The 24,104-nt window shown below is 59.1% G+C and carries 19 protein-coding genes; 3 read left to right on the top strand and 16 right to left on the bottom strand.

Features of this window, described 5'->3' with window-relative positions:
- Positions 1-124: 124 nt before the first annotated feature.
- The 3 genes from rpoD to rpsU form a co-directional block, all read right to left on the bottom strand.
- Positions 125-1,975 carry an RNA polymerase sigma factor RpoD gene (rpoD, locus tag AC19YY_RS08925; RefSeq protein WP_169953793.1) on the bottom strand — a complete coding sequence of 617 codons (1,851 nt, stop codon included), beginning with the start codon at positions 1,973-1,975 and terminating at the stop codon, positions 125-127.
- Between the two features lie 67 nt (positions 1,976-2,042).
- Complete coding sequence (gene dnaG / locus AC19YY_RS08930) at positions 2,043-4,013, bottom strand: DNA primase (protein WP_169953796.1); 1,971 nt, start codon at positions 4,011-4,013, stop codon at positions 2,043-2,045.
- A gap of 446 nt (positions 4,014-4,459) precedes the next feature.
- On the bottom strand, positions 4,460-4,675 hold the full coding sequence (gene rpsU / locus AC19YY_RS08935) for a 30S ribosomal protein S21 (protein ID WP_002551877.1): 216 nt from the start codon (positions 4,673-4,675) through the stop codon (positions 4,460-4,462).
- A 203-nt stretch (positions 4,676-4,878) separates the two neighbouring features.
- Here rpsU and tsaD point away from each other — a divergent pair, with 203 nt between their 5' ends.
- A complete protein-coding gene (gene tsaD, locus AC19YY_RS08940) occupies positions 4,879-5,904 on the top strand; it encodes a tRNA (adenosine(37)-N6)-threonylcarbamoyltransferase complex transferase subunit TsaD (protein ID WP_169953798.1) in 1,026 nt (341 codons plus the stop codon).
- 33 nt (positions 5,905-5,937) lie between these two features.
- Here tsaD and plsY read toward each other — a convergent pair whose 3' ends face one another.
- Entirely contained in the window at positions 5,938-6,507 is a 570-nt protein-coding gene (gene plsY, locus AC19YY_RS08945; protein ID WP_500604077.1) for a glycerol-3-phosphate 1-O-acyltransferase PlsY, read from the bottom strand.
- A gap of 74 nt (positions 6,508-6,581) precedes the next feature.
- Between plsY and folB the strand changes: the two genes are divergently transcribed.
- Both folB and folK read left to right on the top strand, forming a co-directional pair.
- A complete protein-coding gene (gene folB, locus AC19YY_RS08950) occupies positions 6,582-6,935 on the top strand; it encodes a dihydroneopterin aldolase (protein WP_029296829.1) in 354 nt (117 codons plus the stop codon).
- Complete coding sequence (folK, locus tag AC19YY_RS08955) at positions 6,926-7,438, top strand: 2-amino-4-hydroxy-6-hydroxymethyldihydropteridine diphosphokinase (protein ID WP_170042252.1); 513 nt, start codon at positions 6,926-6,928, stop codon at positions 7,436-7,438. The genes folB and folK overlap by 10 nt, the downstream gene beginning before the upstream one ends.
- Before the next feature lie 18 nt (positions 7,439-7,456).
- Here the strand turns inward: folK and AC19YY_RS08960 are convergent, their stop codons facing one another.
- The 12 genes from AC19YY_RS08960 to ltrA all read right to left on the bottom strand — a co-directional run bounded on the left by AC19YY_RS08960 (position 7,457) and on the right by ltrA (position 23,373).
- Positions 7,457-8,686, bottom strand: a complete 1,230-nt coding sequence (locus AC19YY_RS08960; protein WP_170057646.1) for a multifunctional CCA addition/repair protein — start codon at positions 8,684-8,686, stop codon at positions 7,457-7,459.
- Between the two features lie 63 nt (positions 8,687-8,749).
- Positions 8,750-10,312, bottom strand: a complete 1,563-nt coding sequence (locus tag AC19YY_RS08965) for a SpoVR family protein (RefSeq protein WP_500604078.1) — start codon at positions 10,310-10,312, stop codon at positions 8,750-8,752.
- Positions 10,309-11,580: a YeaH/YhbH family protein gene (locus AC19YY_RS08970; protein WP_169953806.1), complete on the bottom strand. Its 1,272-nt coding sequence runs from the start codon at positions 11,578-11,580 to the stop codon at positions 10,309-10,311. Before AC19YY_RS08970 ends, AC19YY_RS08965 begins: the two co-directional genes overlap by 4 nt.
- A gap of 113 nt (positions 11,581-11,693) precedes the next feature.
- Positions 11,694-13,616: a PrkA family serine protein kinase gene (locus tag AC19YY_RS08975; RefSeq protein ID WP_017739508.1), complete on the bottom strand. Its 1,923-nt coding sequence runs from the start codon at positions 13,614-13,616 to the stop codon at positions 11,694-11,696.
- Between the two features lie 282 nt (positions 13,617-13,898).
- On the bottom strand, positions 13,899-14,228 hold the full coding sequence (gene glpE, locus AC19YY_RS08980) for a thiosulfate sulfurtransferase GlpE (protein ID WP_169953808.1): 330 nt from the start codon (positions 14,226-14,228) through the stop codon (positions 13,899-13,901).
- Positions 14,229-14,260: 32 nt separating this feature from the next.
- Complete coding sequence (locus tag AC19YY_RS08985) at positions 14,261-15,112, bottom strand: symmetrical bis(5'-nucleosyl)-tetraphosphatase (protein WP_169953811.1); 852 nt, start codon at positions 15,110-15,112, stop codon at positions 14,261-14,263.
- The gene (apaG, locus tag AC19YY_RS08990; protein ID WP_076962233.1) at positions 15,112-15,492 is read right to left on the bottom strand and encodes a Co2+/Mg2+ efflux facilitator ApaG/CorD; all 381 of its coding nucleotides are present in this window, start codon (positions 15,490-15,492) and stop codon (positions 15,112-15,114) included. Before apaG ends, AC19YY_RS08985 begins: the two co-directional genes overlap by 1 nt.
- A gap of 131 nt (positions 15,493-15,623) precedes the next feature.
- A complete protein-coding gene (gene rsmA / locus AC19YY_RS08995; RefSeq protein WP_169953812.1) occupies positions 15,624-16,436 on the bottom strand; it encodes a 16S rRNA (adenine(1518)-N(6)/adenine(1519)-N(6))-dimethyltransferase RsmA in 813 nt (270 codons plus the stop codon).
- Positions 16,433-17,422: a 4-hydroxythreonine-4-phosphate dehydrogenase PdxA gene (gene pdxA, locus AC19YY_RS09000; protein WP_169953813.1), complete on the bottom strand. Its 990-nt coding sequence runs from the start codon at positions 17,420-17,422 to the stop codon at positions 16,433-16,435. The genes rsmA and pdxA overlap by 4 nt, the downstream gene beginning before the upstream one ends.
- Positions 17,419-18,753 carry a peptidylprolyl isomerase gene (locus AC19YY_RS09005; protein WP_169953814.1) on the bottom strand — a complete coding sequence of 445 codons (1,335 nt, stop codon included), beginning with the start codon at positions 18,751-18,753 and terminating at the stop codon, positions 17,419-17,421. The genes pdxA and AC19YY_RS09005 overlap by 4 nt, the downstream gene beginning before the upstream one ends.
- A complete protein-coding gene (locus AC19YY_RS09010) occupies positions 18,734-21,520 on the bottom strand; it encodes an LPS-assembly protein LptD (protein ID WP_170057649.1) in 2,787 nt (928 codons plus the stop codon). Before AC19YY_RS09010 ends, AC19YY_RS09005 begins: the two co-directional genes overlap by 20 nt.
- Positions 21,521-21,663: 143 nt before the next feature.
- Positions 21,664-23,373 carry a group II intron reverse transcriptase/maturase gene (gene ltrA, locus AC19YY_RS09015; protein ID WP_033938807.1) on the bottom strand — a complete coding sequence of 570 codons (1,710 nt, stop codon included), beginning with the start codon at positions 23,371-23,373 and terminating at the stop codon, positions 21,664-21,666.
- Positions 23,374-24,104: the final 731 nt, after the last annotated feature.

Consider the following 24,104-nt stretch of genomic DNA (forward strand, 5'->3'; position numbering starts at 1 on the left):
AACGGTCTCGTTATGGCACGGGGAATATTTCGAGTGTAGACGGGCATTGCGGGGGGAGGTAAAGCGGGGAGGATTTAATCTGCACAAAGCAAAACCCCCAGGCCTGGGCCTGGGGGTTTTGTGATCACTCGTCGAGGAAGGAGCGCAAATGCTCGCTTCTCGTCGGGTGGCGCAACTTGCGCAGCGCCTTGGCTTCGATCTGACGGATCCGCTCGCGGGTCACGTCAAACTGCTTACCGACTTCCTCAAGGGTGTGGTCGGTATTCATGTCGATGCCGAAACGCATGCGCAGTACCTTGGCTTCACGAGCAGTGAGGCCGGACAGTACGTCGCGCGTCGCTTCTTTAAGGCTCTCAACGGTGGCGACATCGATTGGCGACTGCATGGTCGAGTCTTCGATGAAGTCACCCAGATGGGAGTCTTCGTCATCACCAATCGGGGTTTCCATGGAGATCGGCTCTTTAGCGATCTTCAATACCTTGCGGATTTTATCCTCAGGCATTTCCATGCGTTCGCCCAGCTCTTCCGGGGTCGGTTCGCGACCCATTTCCTGCAACATCTGCCGGGAAATACGGTTGAGCTTGTTGATGGTCTCGATCATGTGCACCGGAATACGGATGGTGCGGGCCTGGTCGGCGATCGAGCGAGTGATCGCCTGACGGATCCACCAGGTGGCATAAGTCGAGAACTTGTAGCCGCGACGGTATTCGAACTTGTCCACAGCCTTCATCAAGCCGATGTTGCCTTCCTGGATCAGGTCGAGGAACTGCAAGCCACGGTTGGTGTACTTCTTGGCGATGGAGATCACCAGACGCAAGTTCGCTTCAACCATCTCTTTCTTCGCGCGACGGGCCTTGGCCTCGCCGATCGACATGCGACGGTTGATGTCCTTGATCTCGGCAATCGTCAGACCGGTTTCGGTCTGCAATGCAGTCAGCTTCTGCTGGCAACGAACGATGTCGGCCTGGAAGCGACCAATGGCTTCAGCGTATTTGCTTTTGCCCTTGGCCAGTGCGTCGGTCCAGCTTTCGTCAACTTCATTGCCCGGGAACTGGCGCAGGAAGTCGGCACGCGGCATGCGCGCATCACGGACACAGAGCTGCATGATCGCCCGCTCTTGTGCACGCAGACGCTCAAGGGCGCTACGAACCCGCTCAACCAGGCCTTCGAATTGCTTCGGCACCAGTTTGATCGGCATGAACAGCTCAGCCAGGGCCAGCAGTTCGGCGGTAGCCTGCTTGCTGCCACGACCGTGCTTCTTCAGGGCCTTGCGCGCCAGTTCCATCTGGTCGGAGACCGCGCCAAAGCGCTGGGCTGCGATGATCGGATCCGGGCCGCTTTCGACTTCTTCTTCGTCGTCGGTGCTGGCTTCAGCCTCGTCGTCGTCGGTTTCGTCGTCCGCTTTCACGGCTTTCGGGTCGACAGGCGGCGGTATTTCGGCAGCAGGCGGCGTAATGCCATCGTCCGGGTCGATATAACCGCTCAGGACGTCGGACAGGCGGCCACCTTCGGTGGTAACGCGGGTGTACTCGGAGAGAATGTGGTCAACCGTGCCGGGGAAGTGCGCAATTGCGCCCATCACTTCGCGGATGCCCTCTTCGATACGCTTGGCGATTTCGATTTCGCCTTCGCGTGTCAGCAGCTCAACCGTACCCATTTCACGCATATACATGCGCACAGGGTCGGTGGTGCGACCGATATCGGTCTCCACTGCAGCCAGCGCGGCAGCAGCTTCTTCAGCGGCGGCCTCGTCGGTATCGGCGTCCGCCAGCATAAGAGAATCCTTATCTGGCGCAGCTTCGAATACGTTGATCCCCATGTCGTTAATCATGCGGATGATGTCTTCCACCTGTTCCGGATCTGAAATATCCTCCGGCAGGTGGTCGTTGACCTCCGCGTAAGTCAGGTAACCCTGCTCACGACCAAGGACGATCAACTCTTTGATACGAGACTGCTGTTGCGCTTTTCCGGACATAACACCCTATCCACTGAAGGTCTTGGCGGGCAAAAAACAAGCCGAGGATTATACCCGAGCTATGACCTCACACGCCAGCTGAGGTCGGGTTTGATGCGGAAACATTCTGTTTTAAGAGGTCGCGCATCTGCTTTGCTATCTGAATTTGCTCTTCAGCCGACAATCCTGGCTGCCTTGCTTTCTTGATAAGTTCGTCGAGGGTCTGCGTGTGCTGACCCGCGGATAACCTAGTAATGGTGTCTAAAAACTGTTGTTCAAGGTTATCGCCGTCAATTAACCACTCCTTTTCTGCGAGTGCTTTCAAAAGACGTCCTTGCTCTGTGCCATGCCAGCGGGCCATCAGCTGGATTGAGTTTAGCTTAGGATTTTTTTGTACGGCCTCGATCAGGGCAATCAGCACCTGAGCGTAGGTGTTGCTCTCGTTGGCAAAATGTTCGGCGCTTTCCACTCGACCCGCCAATTGCGGGTGGTGGATCAGGGTGCGCAGGGCAATCAGCGTCGGCGCTTCTACGGCCACCGGTGTCCGCGGGGCGTAAGCCTCGTCGCGGTCGCCATGCTTGCCGTTTTTGCTCCAGGGTTTCTTGTCCCATTTCTTGCCGCCGGCGCCGGGTTTCTTCGGCGTCCAGTCCTGTTGAGGCACAAAGGCCTCTTGAGGCTGGTGAAAGTCAGCGTAGTCCGGCATGGCGTCGTAGTCGAAGCCCGGGTCGTAGGCTGGTGGCGCCTCCTGGGGCGCGCTGTGCACCAGCTGGCTGACCGCCTCGCCGCTCAGGCCGGTGATCTCCAGCAGGCGCTGGCGCATCAGGGCCTTGAGGTTGGCGCCGGGGACCTTGTCGATCAGCGGTGCCGCGAGGGTAGCCATATGGGCCTTGCCTTCGAGGGAGCGCGGGTCGGCTTCTTCGGTCAATTGCTGGAAAAAATAATCGGCCAGCGGTTGTGCGTGCTGGTGGATGCGCGCGCGAAACGCATCGGTACCTTCGGAGCGCACCAGGGTATCCGGGTCTTCGCCTTCGGGCAGGAACAGAAAGCGCGCGCGGCGCCCATCCTGCAGGCTCGAGAGGGTGGCTTCGAGGGCGCGCCAGGCCGCATTGCGTCCGGCCTGGTCGCCGTCGAAACAGAACAGCACGCTGGGCACTACGCGAAACAGGCGCTTCATGTGCTCTTCGCTGGTGGCGGTGCCGAGGGTTGCCACGGCATTGCGCAGGCCTTGCTGGGCCAGGGCGATAACGTCCATGTAGCCTTCAACCACGATGATTTCATCGAGGTTGCGGTTGTTCTTGCGCGCTTCAAACAGGCCGTAGAGTTCCTGGCCCTTGTGAAACACCGGGGTTTCCGGGGAGTTGAGGTATTTGGGCTTGTCGTCACCCAGTACCCGTCCGCCGAAGGCGATGATGCGGCCACGGCTGTCGCGGATCGGGAACATCACTCGATCGCGAAAGCGATCATAGCGCTTGCCGGTCTCGGCGTTTTCCACCAGCAGGCCGGCGTCGATCATGGCCTTTTGCTGCAGGGTGTCGCTGCTCAGGTGCTTGTACAGGTTGTCCCAGCCTGGCGGGGCGAAGCCCAGGCCGAAGTCGCGGGCGATTTCCCCGGTCAGGCCGCGGCCCTTGAGGTAGTTCACGGCGGCTTTGCGCTGTGGGTGGCTTTTCAGGGCCTGGCGGTAGAACTCGGCGGCGGCGGTGAGCAGTGGGTACAGCGGCGAGTCGGTAGGCTGGCGCGGTTTGTGCGGCCGGCCACTTTCTTCGCGGGGGATTTCCATGCCAGCGGCTTTAGCTAGTTCCTCGACGGCCTGGGGGAAGTCCAGGTTGTCGTGGTCCATGATAAAGCCCAGGGCATTGCCGCCGGCGCCGCAGCCGAAGCAGTAGTAGAACTGCTTGTCGGGGCTGACGCTGAACGATGGGGTCTTTTCTTTATGGAACGGGCAGCAGGCGGTGTAGTTCTTGCCAGCCTTTTTCATTTGCACGCGCGAGCTGACAACATCGACGATGTCGGTGCGGTTCAGAAGGTCGTCAATAAAGCTCTGGGGAATTAGCCCGGCCATGGCGTTCTCGTCATCACTGCGTGTAAATGAGGGCCCGTGACGCACTCAAGACGCGCATGGCGGCGGCTTGATCATCGATTGTCTGCTTGGGCTGCCAGGAAGTGTATCTGTCGAACGTTCACTGACGTTAGTTCCAATCAGTCTTCGACGTGTTTGAAAGCGTTGCCCTGGAGTCCGGTCACGGCCAATGGCGGCCTCGGAAGCTCATCGTGGGGCACAGTCGACCTATTGATCGCCTGCTTGGAAAATGGGTGTGCTCGTCAGTAGCCTTGATAGGCTCGTCAGAAGAGACGTGCACCGCTGGCAAAAGAGCCAGTCCTGACGTGTGAAGCTTTGTCTCGGTCGCATGTGCGGCGTCGACGGTGAAGCATCAAGCGATATCCGCAAATGCCAGCAGCCCGGCTGAGGGCCGGGCTTGGCAGAAGCTTGCTACGAACGTCTGTGTATTAGTACAGACGAACGGCGCGGCGCTGTTCGCGCTGAACTTTCTTGGCGTGACGCTTAACAGCGGCTGCTGCTTTACGCTTACGCTCAGAAGTTGGCTTCTCATAAAATTCGCGGCTACGAACTTCAGCCAGAACACCGGCTTTTTCGCAGGAGCGCTTGAAACGACGCAGAGCTACGTCGAAGGGTTCGTTCTCTTTTACTTTGACGGCTGGCATCCAGAGCTACCTTCTTTCATTACCGGGAATCAACGTTCTCGTCGCAAAAAATTCGCGGCTGAGGTCGTCGGTTTTTAAGGGTTGCGGATGTTAACCCCTCATTGCCCGGAATGCAAAGCCTCTGATCGAAAACCGCTAGTCGGGAGGGGACGTGGCGACTATTATGCGCGCCTTCGAATTCAGCCTCTACAAGGCGCAAACCCATGTTAGTACTGGGCTTAGAAACCTCCTGCGACGAGACCGGCGTCGCGCTTTACGACAGTGAACGCGGGCTTTTGGCCGATGCGCTGTTCAGTCAGATCGATCTGCATCGGGCCTATGGCGGGGTGGTGCCGGAGCTCGCTAGCCGTGATCACGTCAAACGCATGCTGCCATTGATTCGACAGGTGCTGGACGAGGCCGACTGCGTCGCCACCGAGATCGATGCCATCGCTTATACCGCCGGCCCTGGATTGGTCGGGGCCCTGCTGGTTGGGGCTTCCTGCGCCCAGGCGCTGGCGTTTGCCTGGGGTATTCCAGCCCTTGGCGTGCACCATATGGAAGGCCATTTACTGGCGCCGATGCTGGAAGAAAACCCTCCTGGGTTCCCGTTCGTCGCTTTGTTGGTTTCCGGTGGCCATACGCAGCTGGTTCAGGTCGATGCAATCGGCCAGTACACGCTTTTGGGGGAGACCCTGGACGATGCCGCCGGTGAAGCTTTCGACAAGACCGCCAAGATGATGGGCCTCAATTATCCCGGTGGTCCGGAAATCGCGCGCCTGGCGGAAAAAGGCGTGGCGGGGCGCTATACCTTCCCGCGTCCGATGTGTGATCGCCCAGGCCTGATGTTCAGTTTCAGTGGCTTGAAAACCTTCGCCTTGAACACCTGGCAGCAAAGCGTCAGCGCCGGGGACGACAGCGAGCAAGCCCGTTGCGACATCTCTCTGGCGTTCCAGCAGGCGGTGGTGGAGACTTTGACCATCAAGTGCAAGCGTGCCCTGAAGCAGGCCGGCATGAAGCGCCTGGTCATCGCTGGAGGCGTCAGCGCGAACAAGGCATTGCGTTTGTCACTGGAAAAAATGCTCGGCGACCTCAAGGGCGATGTGTTTTACGCGCGCCCTGAGTTCTGCACCGATAACGGCGCGATGATCGCCTTCGCCGGTTGCCAGCGCTTGCAGGCGGGCCAGCATGAGAGCCTGGCCATCAGCGTGCAGGCGCGTTGGCCGATGGAGCAACTGCCGCCGTTGTGATCGACGAACATGAGTCGGGTTCACCGGGCGTATTTAAAAATGCCGTTCGCGCCCGGCAAACAGGTCGCGTAAATTGCCGCGATGGCGCCATACAATCAGCAGGGTGAGTACGCTCATCGGCAGCAGGGCAGCCGGCTCCTGCCAGGCCAGCAATGGCAGGGTCAGGGGGGTGGCGATCAATGCGGCGAGGGAGCTGGTGCGGGTCAGGTAGAACGTCAGCAGCCAGGCGGCAATGGCCAGCAGCGCCGCTGGAGGGTAGATCCCCAGTAGCATGCCGGCGGCCGTCGCGACGCCCTTGCCACCGCGAAAGCGAAAGTACAGCGGGAACAGATGGCCGAGCACGGCACACACGCCGATCCAGGCTTGTTGTTGCAGGGAGAGGCCGGCGAGGTCGGCGATCAGCACGGGCAACAGGCCTTTGCATATGTCGCCGAACAACGTCAGTACGGCGAGCTTTTTGCCGGCCAGGCGCAACATATTGGTGGCGCCGGCATTGCCCGAGCCACTCATTCGCGGGTCGGGATTTCCCGTCAGGCGGCTGAGCAAGATGGCAAAGGACAGCGAGCCGAGCAGGTAGGCGAGGGTCGCCAGTAACCAAGACATGCTAACTATTCCGGGCGAGGACGCCTTGATTCTAACGGGGCATTGCGCCCTTGTCGTGCTGTGGAGAAGAGTGCTTGGACAGAGTGTTTATCGAAGGCCTGGAAGTCGACACCGTGATCGGGGCCTACGACTGGGAGCGAGGTATCCGTCAATGCCTGCGCCTGGACCTGAGTTTCGCCTGGGACAATCGCCCGGCCGCAGCCGGTGATGACCTGACCCTGGCCCTCGACTACGCCAGTGTTTCCACGCGCATCCAGGCCTTTGCCGCGCAGGCGCAATTCCAACTGGTGGAAACGTTTGCCGAGCGCCTGGCGCAGGTCTTGATGGAAGAATTCCAGATCCCCTGGCTGCACCTCAAGTTGACCAAGCCCGGTGCCGTCCCGGCCGCCAAGGGCGTGGGCGTGGAGATCGAGCGCGGATGTCGCTAACTCAGGTTTACCTTGGTCTTGGCAGCAATATCGAGCGCGAGGCCCGTTTGCAGGCGGGTCTTGACGCGTTGGATGGCTTTTTGACCGATATGCGCTGTTCTGCCGTATTCGAAAGTCAGCCGGTGGGGATCAAGAGCGGGCCGTTCTTCAACCTGGTGGTATCGGCGTACACCGATTTGCCGTTGATGGAACTGGATCGCCGGCTGAAGTCCATCGAGGCCGACAATGGCCGCTATGCGCCGGATCGCAAGGGTTTGCCCCTGGATATTGATGTGCTGCTGTATGGCGACCTGAGCGGTAATTTTGATGGGTTGGTGTTGCCGCGGGCAGAAATCCTGAAAAACGCCTTTGTGTTGTGGCCGCTGTCGTTGATGGCACCCGAACGCGTGCATCCTGAAGTCGGCAAGACATTTGCCGCGCTGTGGCGGGATGCACAAATCGACCAGGTACTGGCACCGGTTGCCTTCGAATGGCGTGGCAGACCACTCACCCCAGACCTGTAGAAACCGGCTCGCCAGCGCCTACAGTGAGTGTTGGTCCTTGTAGGCTTTCAGGGCCTTGAGCCGTTCACGCTTGAGCGCCTCGCCCAGCTCCGGGCCCTTGAAACCTTTCTCCAGTAGCGGCGCCACTGCCACGGCCCGCGCCACCTGCGCGGCGCGACGTAAATAATCCGCCTGTGGATAACTTCGCTGCTCAAGGCCCTTGCGACCTCGTGCATCCATTTCGCAGGCGACGACAAATTCTTCAAAGCGCTGTGGCCGACGGAATACGTCAAAGCTCTGCAGCAACTCCAGCAGGGTCGAGGCCTTCAGCTCCAGTGCCCGATGACCATGGGTGTGATACTCGCCGACCAGTAGCGCCAATTCCTGGCAATCCTTGGGCACTTTGAAGCGCTCATTGACGGCTTTGATCAGCTTCAGGCCCCGCTGCTCGTGGGCAATATGCCGGGGCAACTTATCCACAGGTGTCAGGCCCTTGCCCAGGTCATGCAGCAGGCAGGCCCAGCGCACGGTCAAGGGTTGGGCGTGGAGGGCCGTCTGTTGCAGCACGCTCAGGGTGTGGATGCCGGTATCTATCTCGGGGTGATGAGCTTCGGGTTGGGGCACACCGAACAGGGCATCCACTTCCGGTAGCAGGGTTTTCAGGGCATGGCAGTCGCGCAGCACCTGGATAAACACCTGTGGCTGATCTTCCATCAGGGCCCGGGAAATTTCCTTCCAGCTGCGTTCCGGCGTCAGGGCTTCCAGTTCGCCGGAGTCGCTGAGCTGACGCATCAATTCCAGGGTTTCGGGGGCGATAGTGAAACCGAGACCGGCATAACGTGCGGCAAACCGCGCGACCCGCAGTACGCGCAGGGGATCTTCGGCGAAGGCCGGGGAAACGTGACGCAGTACCCTTGCTTGCAGGTCGCGCTGGCCGTTGTACGGATCGGTCAGGTTGCCGTCGTCGTCTTCGGCGATCGCGTTGATAGTCAGATCGCGGCGGATTAGGTCTTGTTCGAGGGTGACTTCGGGGCTGGCATGAAACACAAAGCCGCCATAACCCCGACCGCTTTTGCGTTCGGTGCGGGCGAGGGCGTACTCATCGTTGTTTTTTGGGTCCAGGAACACCGGAAAGTCAGAGCCCACTGGGCGATAGCCCAGGGCGAGCATTTCTTCAGTGGTGGCGCCTACTACGACCCGATCGATATCGGTAACGGGGATGCCGAGCAAGCGATCACGTACCGCTCCACCGACTTTGTAGATTTGCATGAAAAAGCCTCCATTAGCCCTACAGGATAACGCCTGCGGCCGGCCAATGGAGGCATTGCTGCGTCAAAGGTGAACCACGGCCAGGTCCAGGCGGCCGTAATCGTTGTCGTTATGTTCGTTGTGCGGCGGCACGTGATGGGTCTTCATGACCTGATCGCCTTGCAGGGTCTCCAGGTGGATATCGAAGCCCCATAGCCGGTGCAGATGCTTGAGCACTTCGTCCGTGGATTCTCCCAGGGGTTTGCGGTCGTGTTGCTGGTGGCGCAGGGTCAGGGAGCGATCACCGCGCATATCGATGCTGTAGATCTGCACGTTGGGCTCGCGGTTGCCCAGGTTGTATTGGGCCGCTAGGGTCTCGCGGATGGTGCGGTAGCCGGCTTCATCGTGGATGGCAGGTACCAGCAGGTCGTCCTTGAGGTCGTCGTCCAGAATGCTGAACAGCTTGAGGTCACGAATCACCTGGGGTGACAGGTACTGCAGGATGAAGCTCTCGTCCTTGAAGCTGCTCATGGCGAACTTGATGGTCGATAGCCAGTCACTGCCGGCGATCTCCGGGAACCAGCGGCGATCTTCCTCAGTGGGGTGTTCGCACATGCGCCGGATATCCCGGTACATGGCGAAGCCCAGGGCATAGGGGTTGATGCCGCTGTAGTAGGGGCTGTCGAAGCCTGGCTGGAAGACCACGCTGGTATGTGAGGTGAGGAACTCCATCATGAAACCGTCGGTTACCAGGCCTTCGTCGTAAAGGTCGTTCATCAGGGTGTAGTGCCAGAACGTTGCCCAGCCTTCGTTCATCACCTGGGTCTGGCGCTGTGGATAAAAGTACTGGGCGATCTTGCGCACGATCCGCACGATCTCCCGTTGCCATGGCTCCAGCAGCGGGGCGTGTTTTTCCAGGAAGTACAGGATGTTTTCCTGGGGCTCGACGGGGAAGCGCGCATTGTCCTTGTCGCTATTCTTGTCGGCGCGTTTGGGGATGGTGCGCCACAGGTCGTTGATCTGCTTTTGCAGATGCTCTTCCCGGTCCTTCTGCCGTAACCGTTCCTCCTCGGCGGAAATCGGATAGGGGCGCTTGTAGCGGTCTACCCCGTAGTTCATCAAGGCATGGCAGGAGTCGAGCAGGTCTTCCACCGCATCGATCCCGTGGCGCTCCTCGCACTGCATGATGTACTGCTTGGCGAACACCAGGTAATCGATGATCGAACTGGCGTCGGTCCAGGTGCGGAACAGATAGTTGCCCTTGAAAAAGCTGTTGTGGCCATAGCACGCGTGGGCCACCACCAGGGCCTGCATACAGATGGTGTTTTCTTCCATCAGGTAGGCAATGCACGGGTCGGAGTTGATCACGATTTCATAGGCCAGCCCCATCTGGCCACGGGTGTAGGACTTCTCCGTGCTGAGGAAGTGCTTGCCGTAGGACCAATGGTGGTAGCCCAGGGGCATGCCCACCGAGGCATACGCATCCATCATTTGCTCGGCGGTGATCACTTCGATCTGGTTGGGATAGGTATCCAGGGCATATCCGGCCGCAATACGGCTGATTTCCCGGTCATAGGCCTGGATCAGTTCGAAAGTCCATTCGGACCCCGTGGAAATGGGTTGGCGCTTATGCTCTTTGGCGGTCATGTCACTAACCTGCGCTGGAAGAGTTCACGGAAGACCGGATAGATATCGCCGGCCGAGACCAGTTGTTGCTGGGCGAAGGTGTCGGCGAAGGCTTCACCGATGCGCTCGTATTCAAACCACAGGGCCTGGTGCTCGCGGGGGGTAATCTCCACATAAGTGTAGTACTGCACGAACGGCATGATCTGGTTGATCAGGATGTCGCGGCAGATGGGCGAGTCGTCGTTCCAGTTGTCGCCATCGGAAGCCTGGGCCGCGTAGATGTTCCATTCGTTGGCCGGATAACGCTCGGCCATGATTTCCTGCATCAGTTTCAGCGCGCTGGACACGATGGTGCCGCCGGTCTCCCTCGAATAGAAAAACTCTTCTTCGTCGACCTCGCGGGCACTGGTGTGATGGCGGATAAACACCACGTCGATCTTGTCGTAGTTACGCTTGAGAAACAGGTACAGCAGGATAAAGAAGCGCTTGGCGATGTCCTTGGTCGCCTGGGTCATGGAGCCGGAAACGTCCATCAGGCAGAACATCACTGCCTTGGAGCTGGGGTTGGGTTGCTTGACCAGCAGGTTGTATTTCAAGTCGAAGGTGTCGAGAAACGGTACGCGGTGAATGCGCGCACTGAGTTTCTCGATTTCTGCTTCGATTTCCTGGATATCGCCGAAATTGTCTGGCTCTTCGCGCTTCAATCGCGCCAGTTCTTCCTTGGCCTCCTTGAGTTTGGCGCGGCTGCTGCCAGATAGGGCGATACGCCGGGCATGGGCAGAACGCAGGGTACGGATGATATTGATGCGCGAGGGGTTGCCCTCGTTGCTGATGCCGGCGCGTACGGTCTTGAAGGTGTCGGTGCCGGTCAGGTTGCGTTTGACCAGGTTGGGCAGCTCCAGGTCCTCGAACATGAATTCGAGGAACTCCTCCTGGGTAATCTGGAACACGAACTCATCCATGCCTTCGCCGGAGTTGCCGGCCTTGCCTGGGCCTTTGCCGCCGCCACCGCCTTGAGGACGCTGGATGTGTTCGCCGGAGGTGAATTCCTTGTTTCCCGGATGAACCACGGTCTGTTTACCGCCGCGGCCGTGATGTAGCACCGGCTCATCGATATCCCGTCCGGGAATGCTGATCTGCTCGCCGTGCTCCATATCGGTAATGGAGCGGCGACTCACCGCCTCTTCGACGGCCTTTTTGATGTGGTCACGGTAACGCCGCAGGAAACGCTGGCGGTTTACCGTGCTCTTGTTCTTGCCATTGAGGCGTCGGTCGATCACATAGCTCATAGGGAGCCCTCCGGGCAGCTTCACGTTACAAGCTTCAAGCCGCGAGCTGGAAGCTTAGAGACAAGCGGTCAGCTGCCAGGCCAGAGGCCCGGCAGCGCACGCCTGTCGCTGCCTTACTGCGATTTGCGAACCCGCAGGTACCACTCGGAGAGCAGCCGTACCTGTTTGTCGGTGTAGCCGCGCTCGACCATTCGTGTGACGAAGTCGTTGTGTTTTTGCTGATCCTCCTTGCTGGCCTTGGCGTTGAAGCTGATGACCGGCAGCAGATCCTCGGTGTTGGAGAACATTTTCTTCTCGATGACCACCCGCAGCTTCTCGTAGCTGAGCCAGGTAGGGTTCTTGCCATTGTTGTTGGCCCGGGCGCGCAACACGAAGTTGACGATTTCGTTGCGGAAATCCTTCGGATTGCTGATGCCGGCCGGTTTCTCGATCTTCTCCAGTTCTTCGTTGAGGGCTACGCGATTGAGGATCTCGCCGGTTTCCGGGTCGCGGTATTCCTGGTCCTGGATCCAGAAGTCTGCGTACAGCACATAGCGGTCGAAGATGTTCTGGCCGTATTCGCTGTAGGACTCCAGGTAGGCGGTCTGGATTTCCTTGCCGATGAACTCGATATAGCGCGGCGCCAGGTACTCCTTGAGGAAACGCAGGTAGCGCTCGCGGGTTTCAGCCTGGAACTGCTCTTGTTCGATCTGTTGCTCCAGGACATAGAGCAGGTGCACCGGGTTGGCGGCGATCTCGTGGGGGTCGAAGTTGAAGACCTTGGACAGGATCTTGAAGGCGAAGCGCGTCGACAGCCCGTTCATGCCCTCATCGACGCCTGCCGTGTCGCGGTATTCCTGGATCGATTTGGCCTTGGGATCGGTGTCCTTGAGGTTTTCCCCGTCGTAGACGCGCATTTTCGAATAGATATTCGAGTTTTCCGGCTCCTTGAGGCGCGACAGCACGGTGAACTGGGCGAGCATCTTCAGGGTGTCGGGTGCGCAATGGGCCTTGGCCAGGGAGCTGTTGAACAGCAGCTTGTCGTAGATCTTGATTTCATCGCTGACCCGCAGGCAGTACGGCACCTTGACGATATAGATCCGGTCGATGAAGGCTTCGTTGTTCTTGTTGTTGCGGAAGGTGTGCCATTCCGATTCGTTGGAGTGGGCCAGCAGGATGCCGGTAAACGGAATCGCGCCCAGGCCTTCTGTACTGTTGTAGTTGCCTTCCTGGGTCGCGGTAAGCAGTGGGTGCAGCACCTTGATCGGCGCCTTGAACATCTCCACGAACTCCATCAGGCCCTGGTTGGCCCGGCACAGTGCGCCCGAGTAGCTATAGGCGTCCGCGTCGTTCTGCGGGAACTCCTCCAGCTTGCGAATATCGACCTTGCCCACCAGCGCCGAAATATCCTGGTTGTTCTCATCCCCCGGTTCGGTCTTGGCGACGCCGATCTGGTTGAGAATAGATGGATAGAGCTTCACCACCCGGAACTGGCTGATATCACCGCCGAACTCGGCCAGGCGCTTGGTGGCCCAGGGCGACATGATGGTGTTGAGATAGCGCCGTGGAATGCCGAAGTCTTCTTCGAGGATCGCGCCATCTTCCGTGGCGTTGAACAGGCCCAGGGGCGACTCGAATACCGGGGAACCCTTGATCGCGTAGAAAGGCACCTTTTCGATCAGTTGCTTGAGTTTTTCGGCCAGGGAGGATTTACCGCCGCCCACAGGGCCGAGCAGGTAGAGGATCTGTTTCTTCTCTTCCAGGCCCTGGGCGGCATGGCGGAAGTAGGAGACGATCTGGTCGATGCATTCTTCCATGCCATGGAAGTCTTCAAAGGCCGGGTAGCGGCGGATGACCTTGTTGGAGAATATTCGCGATAGTCGCGAATTATTGGAGGTGTCTACCAGCTCCGGCTCACCAATCGCCAGTAGCAGGCGCTCGGCGGCAGACGCGTAGGTACTGCGGTCCTTTTTGCACAGCTCGAGATACTCTTGCAGCGTGAGCTCTTCCTGCTGTGTGGACTCGAAGCGTTGTTGGAAGTGGCTAAAAATACTCATGACGTCGTCACCTCGCTCGATACGTGGAGCCGACGCCGGATCAATCAGTCGATGCTGGCAGCCAGTGGCGCTTGCCGTGGCCATTTCCCCCCAGAACACCCTGAAACGCTACCGATGACCCGCACGCCGGTGTACCGGCTCTCCCCTGTTTTGGATGGCCTGCGCTTAATGATAGTTGGGAATCCGGGAGGTCAAGGCGAGATGCCTAATTAGTTTGGGCGCACCGTTCGTCAGAAACGGCGCGAGCCCAAGCGTCACGCGGGGTAGCGGGGTTTAAAAAAATTATTGCGAATCGCCTGTGGCAATTTCCGCAGGATACGTCGTACGCCACAGCTCAAAGCCGCCGTCCAGGCTGTAGACATCGGAGAAGCCCTGGCTGACCAAGTAGGCCGCCGCGCTCTGGCTGGAGTTGCCGTGATAGCAGGCCACGATCACGGGTGCGTCGAGGTCGGCGGCGCGGATGAAGTCGGCGATATTGTGATTGTCCAGATGCCGTGCGCCCTTGATGTGGTTCAGGGCGTAGGTCTGGGGATCCCGGATATCCACCACTACGGCGCCTTGCTCGCGCAGGGCCTGGGCTTGTTCGGGAGGGATACGTTTGAATTCGCTCATGGCGGGCTCCTTGGGCGTGCGGCAAGCGGCGTCTAGCGCTTGGCGGCAGCGGGCAGTGTTACGGGAAGGGGAGATTCACACTGGCAGCTCAGGCGCTCGCCGGTGTCGATGTTCATCAGGGTCATGGCCCCGCCCCACACGCAACCGGTGTCGAGGGCGAATACGCCGGGTTCGTCGCAGTGACCTTCGAGGGCGGCCCAGTGCCCGAAGATGATCTTCGTGTCGCGGGTCTTGCGCTCCTTGTGGGCGAACCAGGGTTTGTAGCCGGGCAAGGCGGTGTCGGCGCCTTCCTTGCTCTTGAGGTCGAGTTTGCCTTCGGCGGTGCAGAAGCGCATGCGCGTGAAGTAGTTGGTAATGACCCGCAGGCGGGCGACGCCGGTCAGATCGTTATCCCACTTCACTGGCTCATTGCCGTACATGCCGTCCAGATAAGTGGCGAACAGGGTGTCATCGGCCAGGACGGTTTCGACCTCGGCGGCACACTTGAGGGCCTTTTTCAGGGTCCACTGCGGCGCAATGCCAGCATGTACCAAGGCGGTATTGCGCCCCTCGTCGTAGTGCAAGAGCGGTTGTCGGCGCAGCCAGTCGAGCAATTCGGCGCGATCCGGGGCTTCGAGGATTTCCCGCAGGGTGTCGCCTTTTTTCAGACGCTCGATGTTATTGCCGGCCGCCAGCAGATGCAGGTCGTGGTTGCCCAGCACGCAGACCAGGGAGTCGCGCAGGCCATAAAGAAAGCGCAGGGTCTCCAGGGATTGCGGGCCGCGGTTGACCAGGTCACCCACCAGCCACAGGCGATCCTTGGCCGGGTCGAAGGCTACGCGATCAAGCAGGCATTTGAGCGGCTCCAGGCAGCCTTGCAGGTCGCCGACAGCATAGGTTGCCATCAGTGCAGGGCTCCGGGCACCGCCAGGCGGAAGGGAGCAATGATGGCGTCGAAGTGTTTGCCGTCTTCGGCAAGCATCTGGTAGCTGCCTTGCATCGTGCCGACCTTGGAGGTCATCACGGTGCCGCTGCTGTAGGTATGGCTGGCGCCGCTGTCGATCAGGGGCTGTTGGCCGATGACGCCGGCACCGCGCACTTCCTCGACATGGCCGTCACCGTCGGTGATCACCCAGTGACGCGACAGCAGCTTGGCGGGCACTTGGCCGTTGTTCTTCACCGTGACGGTGTACGCAAAGGCAAAGCGGTTCTGTTCGGGTTGGGATTGTTCCGCCAGGAAGCGGGTGACGACGCTGACGTCGATCTGATAGCGAGGATCGGACATGCAAGAGGCCTTAAGAGCAAAAGCGGAGGACAGCAGATGCGGATCAGTCTAGGCCATGAGGTGGGCACTAGGCCAGACATGCTGTATGACCTGATGTCCACCCTTGTAGGAACCGGCTTGCCGGCGATGGGTCAGTCGGCAGCGGGTGCAGGCTGAATCGCTAGCTGGTCCGCCAGGCGTACAAACGCGGCGAGGTCCAACTGCTCCGGGCGCAGGCTGCCGTCGACACCGGCGGCTTCGATCTCGGCGTTGCTCAGCAATGCCTTGAGTGTATTGCGCAGGGTCTTGCGACGCTGGTTGAAGGCTTCGCGTACCACTCGTTCCAGCAGGCGATGATCCTTGGCCGGGTGCGGAAGAACCGCGTGTGGCACCAGGCGCACAATGGCCGAGTCGACTTTTGGCGGCGGGTTGAACGCGCCCGGACCCACATTGAACAGGTGCTCGACCCGGCAGTGGTACTGGACCATGATCGACAGGCGACCCCAATCGCCGCCGCCAGGGCCGGCCGCCAGGCGCTCGACCACTTCCTTCTGCAACATGAAATGCATGTCGCGGATGATCCCTGCGTTGTTCAGCAGGTGAAAGATCAGCGGCGTGGAGATGTTGTAAGGCAGGTTGCCAACCACACGCAGGCTGTTGGGCGCGGCATTGAGGCTGGTGAAGTCGAACTTCAGCGCATCGCCCTGGTGCAGGTTGAAGTTGGGCATGCCGGCGAATTGCTGGTTGAGGATAGGGATCAGGTCCTTGTCCAACTCAACCACATCCAGTTGGCCACCGCTATTGAGCAGGCCCTGGGTCAGCGCGCCCTGGCCCGGGCCGATTTCCAGCAGGCGGTCTTCGGGCTTGGCATGGATGGAGCGCAGGATGCGGTCGATAACGCCGGCATCGTGCAGGAAGTTTTGCCCGAAGCGCTTGCGCGCCCGGTGTTGGTAATGCTCGGTCATATACGGGTCTCGGCCATCTGATAGGCGGTTTCCAGGGCCACGTGCAGGCTGCCGGTATCGATCTTGCCGCTGCCCGCCAGGTCCAGGGCGGTGCCATGGTCGACGGAGGTGCGGATGATCGGCAGGCCCAGGGTCACGTTGACTGCGGCGCCGAAACCTTTGTATTTCAGCACGGGCAGCCCCTGGTCATGGTACATCGCCAGCACTGCATCGCAGTGCTCCAGATATTTGGGGGTAAACAGAGTGTCGGCGGGCAATGGGCCACGCAGGTCCATGCCTTCTTGGCGCAGACGCTCTAGTGTGGGTTCGATGATGTCGATTTCTTCATGGCCCAGGTGGCCGCCTTCACCCGCGTGGGGGTTGAGGCCGCACACGAGGATTCGCGGCTGGGCGATGCCGAATTTCTGTTGCAGGTCAGCGTGCAGGATGCGCGTGACGCGTTCCAGGCGCTCTGGCGTGATGGCATCGGCAATCTGGCGCAAGGGCAGGTGAGTGGTCACCAGTGCCACGCGCAGGCCACGGGTTGCCAGCATCATCACCACCTGTTCGGTGTGGGTCAGCTCGGCAAGGAACTCGGTATGGCCGGAAAAGGCGATACCGGCTTCGTTGATCACGCCTTTATGCACCGGCGCCGTGATCATCCCGGCGAAGTCACCGTCGATGCAGCCTTGTCCGGCGCGGGTCAGGGTTTGCAGGACGAAGGCGGCGTTGGCTTTGTCCAACTGCCCGGCGACCACCTTGGCCTGCAGCGGGGTGTCCCACACGTACAGGCTGCCCGCGGGTGCCGGTTGGTCGGGCCAGTTGCCCGGCGAAACGGGCAGCAAGTCGACAGCCACGCCCAGTTGCGTGGCCCGCTCAAGGAGCAGGTCACGGCTGGTAACGGCAATCAGGGGATGAGGCTGGGCTTGCGCGGCGAGCAGCAGGCACAGGTCTGGACCTATGCCGGCCGGCTCGCCGGGTGTCAACGCGAAACGCTGGGGTTTCACTGGGCTGCCTGGTCGGTGCCTGTTGTGTCGGCGCCAGGTAGCTTGTTTTCCACGTAGGCTTCGTCACGGATCTGACGCAGCCAGGTTTGCAGCTCTTCGTCGTATTTGCGGTTACGCAGTACGGTCAGTGCTTGCTGCTCACGGGCCTGGGTGGTGTTGTCGGTGGCGCGGCGGCCAAGGACTTCCAGGACGTGCCAGCCATACTGGGTCTTGAACGGCTTGGACAGCACGCCTTGCGGCGTATCGTTCATGACTTGCTGGAACTCGGGCACCAGGGCTCGTGGGTCGATCCAGTTCAGGTCGCCGCCGTTGAGGGCAGAACCCGGGTCTTCCGAGAAGCTTTTGGCCAGGGTGGCGAAGTCTTCACCGCCTTCGATGCGCTCATAGATCTTTTGCGCCAGCTCCTTGGTTTGAGCCTCGGTGCGGATTTCACTTGGCTTGACCAGGATGTGACGGACATGCACTTCGTCCTTCAACGAAGCCTCACCGCCGCGACGCTCCAGCAACTTCAGAATGATGAAGCCGCCAGGGGTGCGCGCAGGTTGGGTGATGCCACCCACTTCCATGGCGCTCAACTCGCGGTCAAACGGTGGTGGCAGTTGAGCGGCTTTACGCCAGCCCATATCACCGCCTTCGAGGGCGTTGTCGCTGCCGGACTGGGCAATGGCCATCTGCGCAAAGTCAGCACCGGCCTTGAGACGGTCATAGATCGCCTGGGTCTTGGCCGCTGCGGCGTTGAGCTGCTCGGCGTTGGCGCTGTCTGGCGTCGGGATCAGGATATTGGCCAGGTGCAGTTCTTCGGAGAGCTGCATCTTGCCCAGGTCCGAGGCCAGGAAGTTCTTCACTTCCTGCTCCGATACCTGCACGCGTTCGGCCACACGGCGCTGGCGCACACGGCTGATGATCATTTCGCGGCGGATCTGGTCACGGGCGTCCTCATAGGACAAACCGTCATGGGCCAGGGCCGCGCGGAACTGATCAATGCTCATGTTGTTGCGTTGAGCGATGGTGCCGACGGCCTGGTTCAGCTCTTCGTCGGTGATACGGATGCCGGAACGGTCGCCAATCTGCAATTGCAGGTTTTCGACGATCAGGCGTTCCAGCACCTGCTGGTCCAGGACGCTGGTCGGTGGCACGCCACCGCCACGCTTGGCGATGGTTTGCTGAACTTCCTTGACCCGTTGGTCGAGTTGGCTCTGCATGATCACGTCGTTATCGACGATGGCCACGACCTTGTCCAACGGTTGCACTGCAGCGTGTGCCGCTGCAGTACCCAAGAACAGCGCGCCCAGCATCAGCGGGCGCAGACAATCAGAAAGCTTGATCTTCACGTTCACGATAACCTTGGATGCCTTTGTCGAGGAAGCTCTCTACCTTGGCGCCAGTCAGGCCGCCGAGTCCTTTGAGGACGATTTGGAGGAAGAGCCCGTGGTCGCCTTTTTCGTTCTGCGGGGCGATCTGGGTGTATTCGTCGTTGGAAACCCAATAACGGTTGATCACGCGCAGTTTCCAGCAGCAGTTGTCGTACTCGAAACCACCAAAGGCTTCCAGGGTACGGTTGCGTGCGTAGTCATACTGCCAGCGGGTGATCAGGTTCCACTGCGGAACGATCGGCCACATCATCGAGAAGTCGTGTTGCTGGATTTTGTAGTAATCCTTCTCGAAACCTGGCTGCCCTTCGGTGCCGTAATCGCCGCCAAACTGCCATTTGCCGGTCAGCTGGTTGTAGACGACCTGGTCGTTGCGATAGCGGTAGCCAACGTTGATAACCTTGTTCGGGTTGTCTTCTGGCTGATAGTGGAACATCGCGCTGCCGGAACGAGGAGTGTGGTTTTCAGTGTCCCAGTTGTAGTCGGCAGTAGCGCGCCAGTCGCGGTTGAAGCGGAACTCGTAGTCCAGGGCAATTGGCGAGACGTCCGACTGCGAGTCGGCACGGTCGGCGGCTACGATGCCAGGCAGTTGAACCTCGCGGTCCTTGAAGTATAGCGCCTGGCCGATGGCCACACGCTGACGCTCAAAGCCGTTTTCTTCGATCCAGCGGCTGGTCACGCCCAGGGACAGTTTGTTTTCGTCGCCGATCCGGTCAGTGCCCGAGAAACGGTTGTCGCGGAACAGCGAGTTGTAGTTGAACGTGGTTTCGCTGCTATCGAATACCGGGATATCGGACTGGTCTTTCTCTGGAACATAGAGATAGAACAGGCGCGGTTCCAGGGTTTGGGTGTAATCCTTGCCGAACCACTGGGTGCTGCGGTCGAAAAATAGCCCGCTATCGACACTGGCGATTGGAATGGAGCGATCTTGCGAGCTCTTGAATTTCTGGCCCGCGTCAATCATTTGCTGTTTGCCGGCGCCGTCGAGATCAAGATCGTATTTGGTGTAGGCGTACTTGAGCTTTGGCGTGATGAAACCGTAACTCGAGGTCATCGGCAACGATACGCTTGGTGCTGCGTTCAAGCGCGTGCCGTTTGCACGGGTCAGGCCTCTCACGTAGGTGTCCAGACGGGGTTCGCCGTTGGGGAGCGGGCCTCCATCTTTATTGAAGATATTGCCAGTCCTCAAATCCCGATCAAACCGGACAGCCTCGGCGTCATAAGCAAAGTACAGCCCACCAGGACGGTAAGGCAGTGCACCATTGATGGTTAACTGCGGCAACCGGTTGTACGGAGTGATCTGGGAGATCGTCGCCAGCTCGTAGGCTTGCAAATTCAACTGAGCGGTATAGGTATCGCCGCGATAGCTGGCAGCACCTTGCTGGTTGACGAACTCACGAGACTCAACGCCAATCTGATTGGACTTCAGATCCTGGAAGTAGAACGGATCGCTGATCTTGGTGTAGTCGATCTGAGTCAACAGCCGCGAATCCAACCCACCCTTATGCTGCCAATTGAGCATATAGCGGGTTTTGTTGTAGTCGCTCTGTTTCTTCCGCTCGTCGCTGTCATCGTTCAGGTACGCGCCGCCGAACTGACCTTCGCTGGACTTGGTGAGGTAGCGGAATTCGCCTTCCATCAACATGCCGCGCTTGGTCATGTATTGCGGGTACAGCGTGGCATCGTAGTTCGGCGCCAGGTTGAAGTAGTACGGTGTCACCAGCGTAAAGCCACTTTCCCCACCCGAGCTGAAGCTCGGCGGCAGGAAGCCGGACTGACGACGATCGTCAATCGGGAAGTAGATGTACGGGGTGTACAGGATCGGGATGTTCTTGACCCGCAACGTCGCGTTGGTCGCCGTACCGAAGCCGGTGGCCGGGTTCAACGTGATGTTGTTGCCGCGCAGTTGCCAGGCGTTGCTGTCCGGCTCGCAGGTGGTGTAGGTACCATCCTTGAGGCGGATGATCGCGTTTTCGGCACGTTTGGCGTACAGCGCGTTACCGCGGATGCGCGATTTGTGCATCACGTATTCGGCGTTGTCGATCTGGGCCGCACCCGTGTCCAACTGGACCTGGGCGTGGTCGCCGACGATCAGCGCGCCATTGTCGCGCAGACGCACCTTGCCGTTCAGCTCGCCACGGTTCTCGGCCTGGTACAGGCTGGCCTCGTCGGCCTCGACCTGCATGCTGCCCTGGCGCATGACCACGTCACCGGCCAGGGTTGCGACTTGGGTTTCCTGCTCGTAACGAGAGGCCTTGGCACCGATGAAGGTCGGCGCGTCGCTCTTGTCCGTCTTGTCGTTCATGCCAGGACGGATCGGCTCGATGTACGCACCGGCGCAATAAGGACCGGTTTCGGCCAGTTGCGCGGCGGTGAGTTTCTCGCGAGGGACCCAGTCCAGGTGGCTGTAGTCGGCGCTACGCGAGCGCAGGCCACGGCCCTTGGATTCGGTGACCAGCTTGGTCTGCGGCACGGCTTCGGCACCGCCAGCTTCGCCTTGCGGCGTGCCGTTGGCCGAGCTGACGGCACTGCCGTCATGCACCGGACGCGGTGGCAAAGGGGCTGCGCTGGCTTTTGGCGCGCAATCCCAGGCACCCGAAGCAGAGACTGAGCAGTCATACTGTTCCGCGGCGACCACGAATGAGGTGGCGAAAGGTTGCATGGCCAGCAGACTGCCGGTTACCAGCAACGGAAATTTTCTACGAAACGCGGGGGATTTCAATGCCATCTTATTAGTCCGGGCTTCCTGCGTGCCATCTGCCCGCGGTGTGGGCCGCACGCCTCTCGATGGTCTGAAAGTTGGGTAGGAACAGACCATTTCTGGTCTGCTCCCCCCTAAAAACCGTACGTGCGCCTTTCAGCGCATACGGCTCAAGTCTTTACGAAGCCCCCCCTTGGGGGAGCCGGTTTGTACACTGTTAGTCCACGAGCGTGAAGCTGCTGGTGGCAAATGGGATGCAATAGTACCCGGTTGTCCAGCGAGTCACCACCGCCTTGTGAGCGATAAATGATGTGGTGGTCGTGCCACCCAGTCTCCCTAGATATTGGGCTTTTGCATAGTACGCACAGTCCTTTTTGGGATTGAAATAGATGAAGAATTTGTTTGCGGTACTTCAATTTCCCGAGCATCCGGGACATCCGCAATGCCTCTCCCATTTCTTCCATAGAGGGATCAAACGGATTGAAATCCCCGCTGATCTTCCTGTGCCTCTCAATCGGCGTGGCCTCTAGGGCGTATAACCGAATTGCCTCTTTGCCTCCTGACTCCGTTATGACCGTGGTGGCAAACACCCAGCTTCGATTTTCGTAGGTTTGGAAATACTTCTCCCTTACCCAATCGAGACTTTTGTTTGGGTGCCGCCTTTTCGCCCAACGCCAAAGCGCTTGGAATATTTGGTGGTCCATGCGGCTGTACGCCTTCTTGGCGACCACAGGCTGGTGATACAGCGCCCAGCCTCGCAGTATCGGATTAAGCAGGCGGATCAACTCCTCCTGTTTCACCGCTTTGTTAGTGCTGATGACCTCTTTTACCTTCCTATAGAACGCTTTCACGTTCTTTTTGGCAGGTTTGATCAGGAGTTTTCCGCCGTATTTGCGGAAATTCCAACCAAGGAAGTCGAAGCCTTCATCTATGTGGACGACGTGGGTTTTCTCAAGCGACAGCTGCAATCCTCGCACCGCGAGAAACTGCTCAACCCAAGGTTTGATCTCATTTTCGAGCATCTCTTTCGAGCTACCGGTAATCACAAAATCATCCGCATATCGCACCACGTTAATTTTCAGCTTCTTCGCCTTCGTCACGCCCAGATGTTGCTTGAGCTGTGATTCCAGTCCATCCAGCACCAAATTAGCCAAGGTGGGCGAGATAATCCCGCCCTGTGGTGTACCGGCATTCGTTGCCTGTAGCTGGCCTTTGTGAATCACTCCAGCTTTCAACCATTTTCGGAGGATTTCTTTGTCCGTTGGGACATTTTCGATCAGCCAGTCATGGTTGATGTGATCAAAGCAGCCTTTGATGTCCGCTTCCAATACCCATTGGGCCGAAGCCTTCTTGGATAGACAAACGAACAACTGTCCCATCGCATCCGCCGTGGAGCGTTCGATCCGAAAGCCGTAGCTGTTTGGATCGCCGGTGGTCTCAGCGATAGGTGCCAGGGCTAGCAGGTATAGCGCCTGCATAGCTCTGTCAGTCATGGTTGGAATGCCCAGAGGGCGTTCTTTTCCATTCGATTTCGGGATAAACACACGCCGTAGTGGCCGTGGCTTATACCCGTGGCGCTTCAACCCATTTGCCGCTTTCCATTTGGCATCGGGTGTATCCCAGAGCACGCGGTCGACTCCCGCCGTGCGCTTGCCCTGGTTTTCAGTGACTCGCCGTATGGCCAAGTATCTGGCCGAACGAGAGCGGGTTAACATCCGTTGCAGGGCTTTCACCCGGCGCCAGTTGCCTTCCCGACAAGCCTTCGCAATCCGTATCTGCATCGCCCGTACGTTCTGCTGCACACGACACCAATCGATGTCATGCCAATGCTGCGGAACGCCGGAAGGCGCAGACCCGGCCAGTTGGCTAGGTACTAACATGCTGCCTTCCTCTCAAGTTTCCCGAGCAGAAGACGTACGCATCCCCTGACGGGAATGGACGCTCCCGTCAGGAGTGGATGAATAAGAAGCCCATTACTGCCGGACTTCGAAGATGATTGAGACAGGTTTACTCAGCGTTCATGCGATAAAAGACCACGCAGAAGTCTGCCCGGTTTCCCGTGGGGTAATGTTCCAACCCCTATCCGCGCCATTACAGCTCGGCGTTCGCTTTTTCTGCGATCCCATACCCGCACAGCCAACAGATCCCCTTGCGGTTCACCTGCCCGAAGGCGGCCATACGGGCTTACCACGTTCCCTACCTGTCACACGATTGGTTTAGGGTCTGCCTTTTCACCGGAGGCCTTGTAGCGACGTATTCCCACATCCCACAGGAATAACTGGCCCCATACCTTTTGGTCCATGCCTGACAGCAGTTTTGGCATGTTTATCATTACGGCGTTTATCAGCAGTTCACTTACGTTACCCATGCCAACCAGCCTAGCGTCTCGACCCGGTACTGCTCCGAGCGTCTGTACTTTGCCTCACGGCAAAAGCACACCCTGATGGGGACTACATTGTCGGAAAAGCTTCACACCCCACCGTTACCAGTGACGCATGTTTTCCTAGGCTATCGTTGGTCGCACAACGAGTCCGCTGCTATCTCAAAATAAGATAGTTGGACAATGACAGACAGAGTTTTCGCTCGTGTCTCCGGTTTGATGTGAGCGGAG

The sequence above is a fragment of the Pseudomonas sp. MF09156 genome (assembly GCF_059862305.1).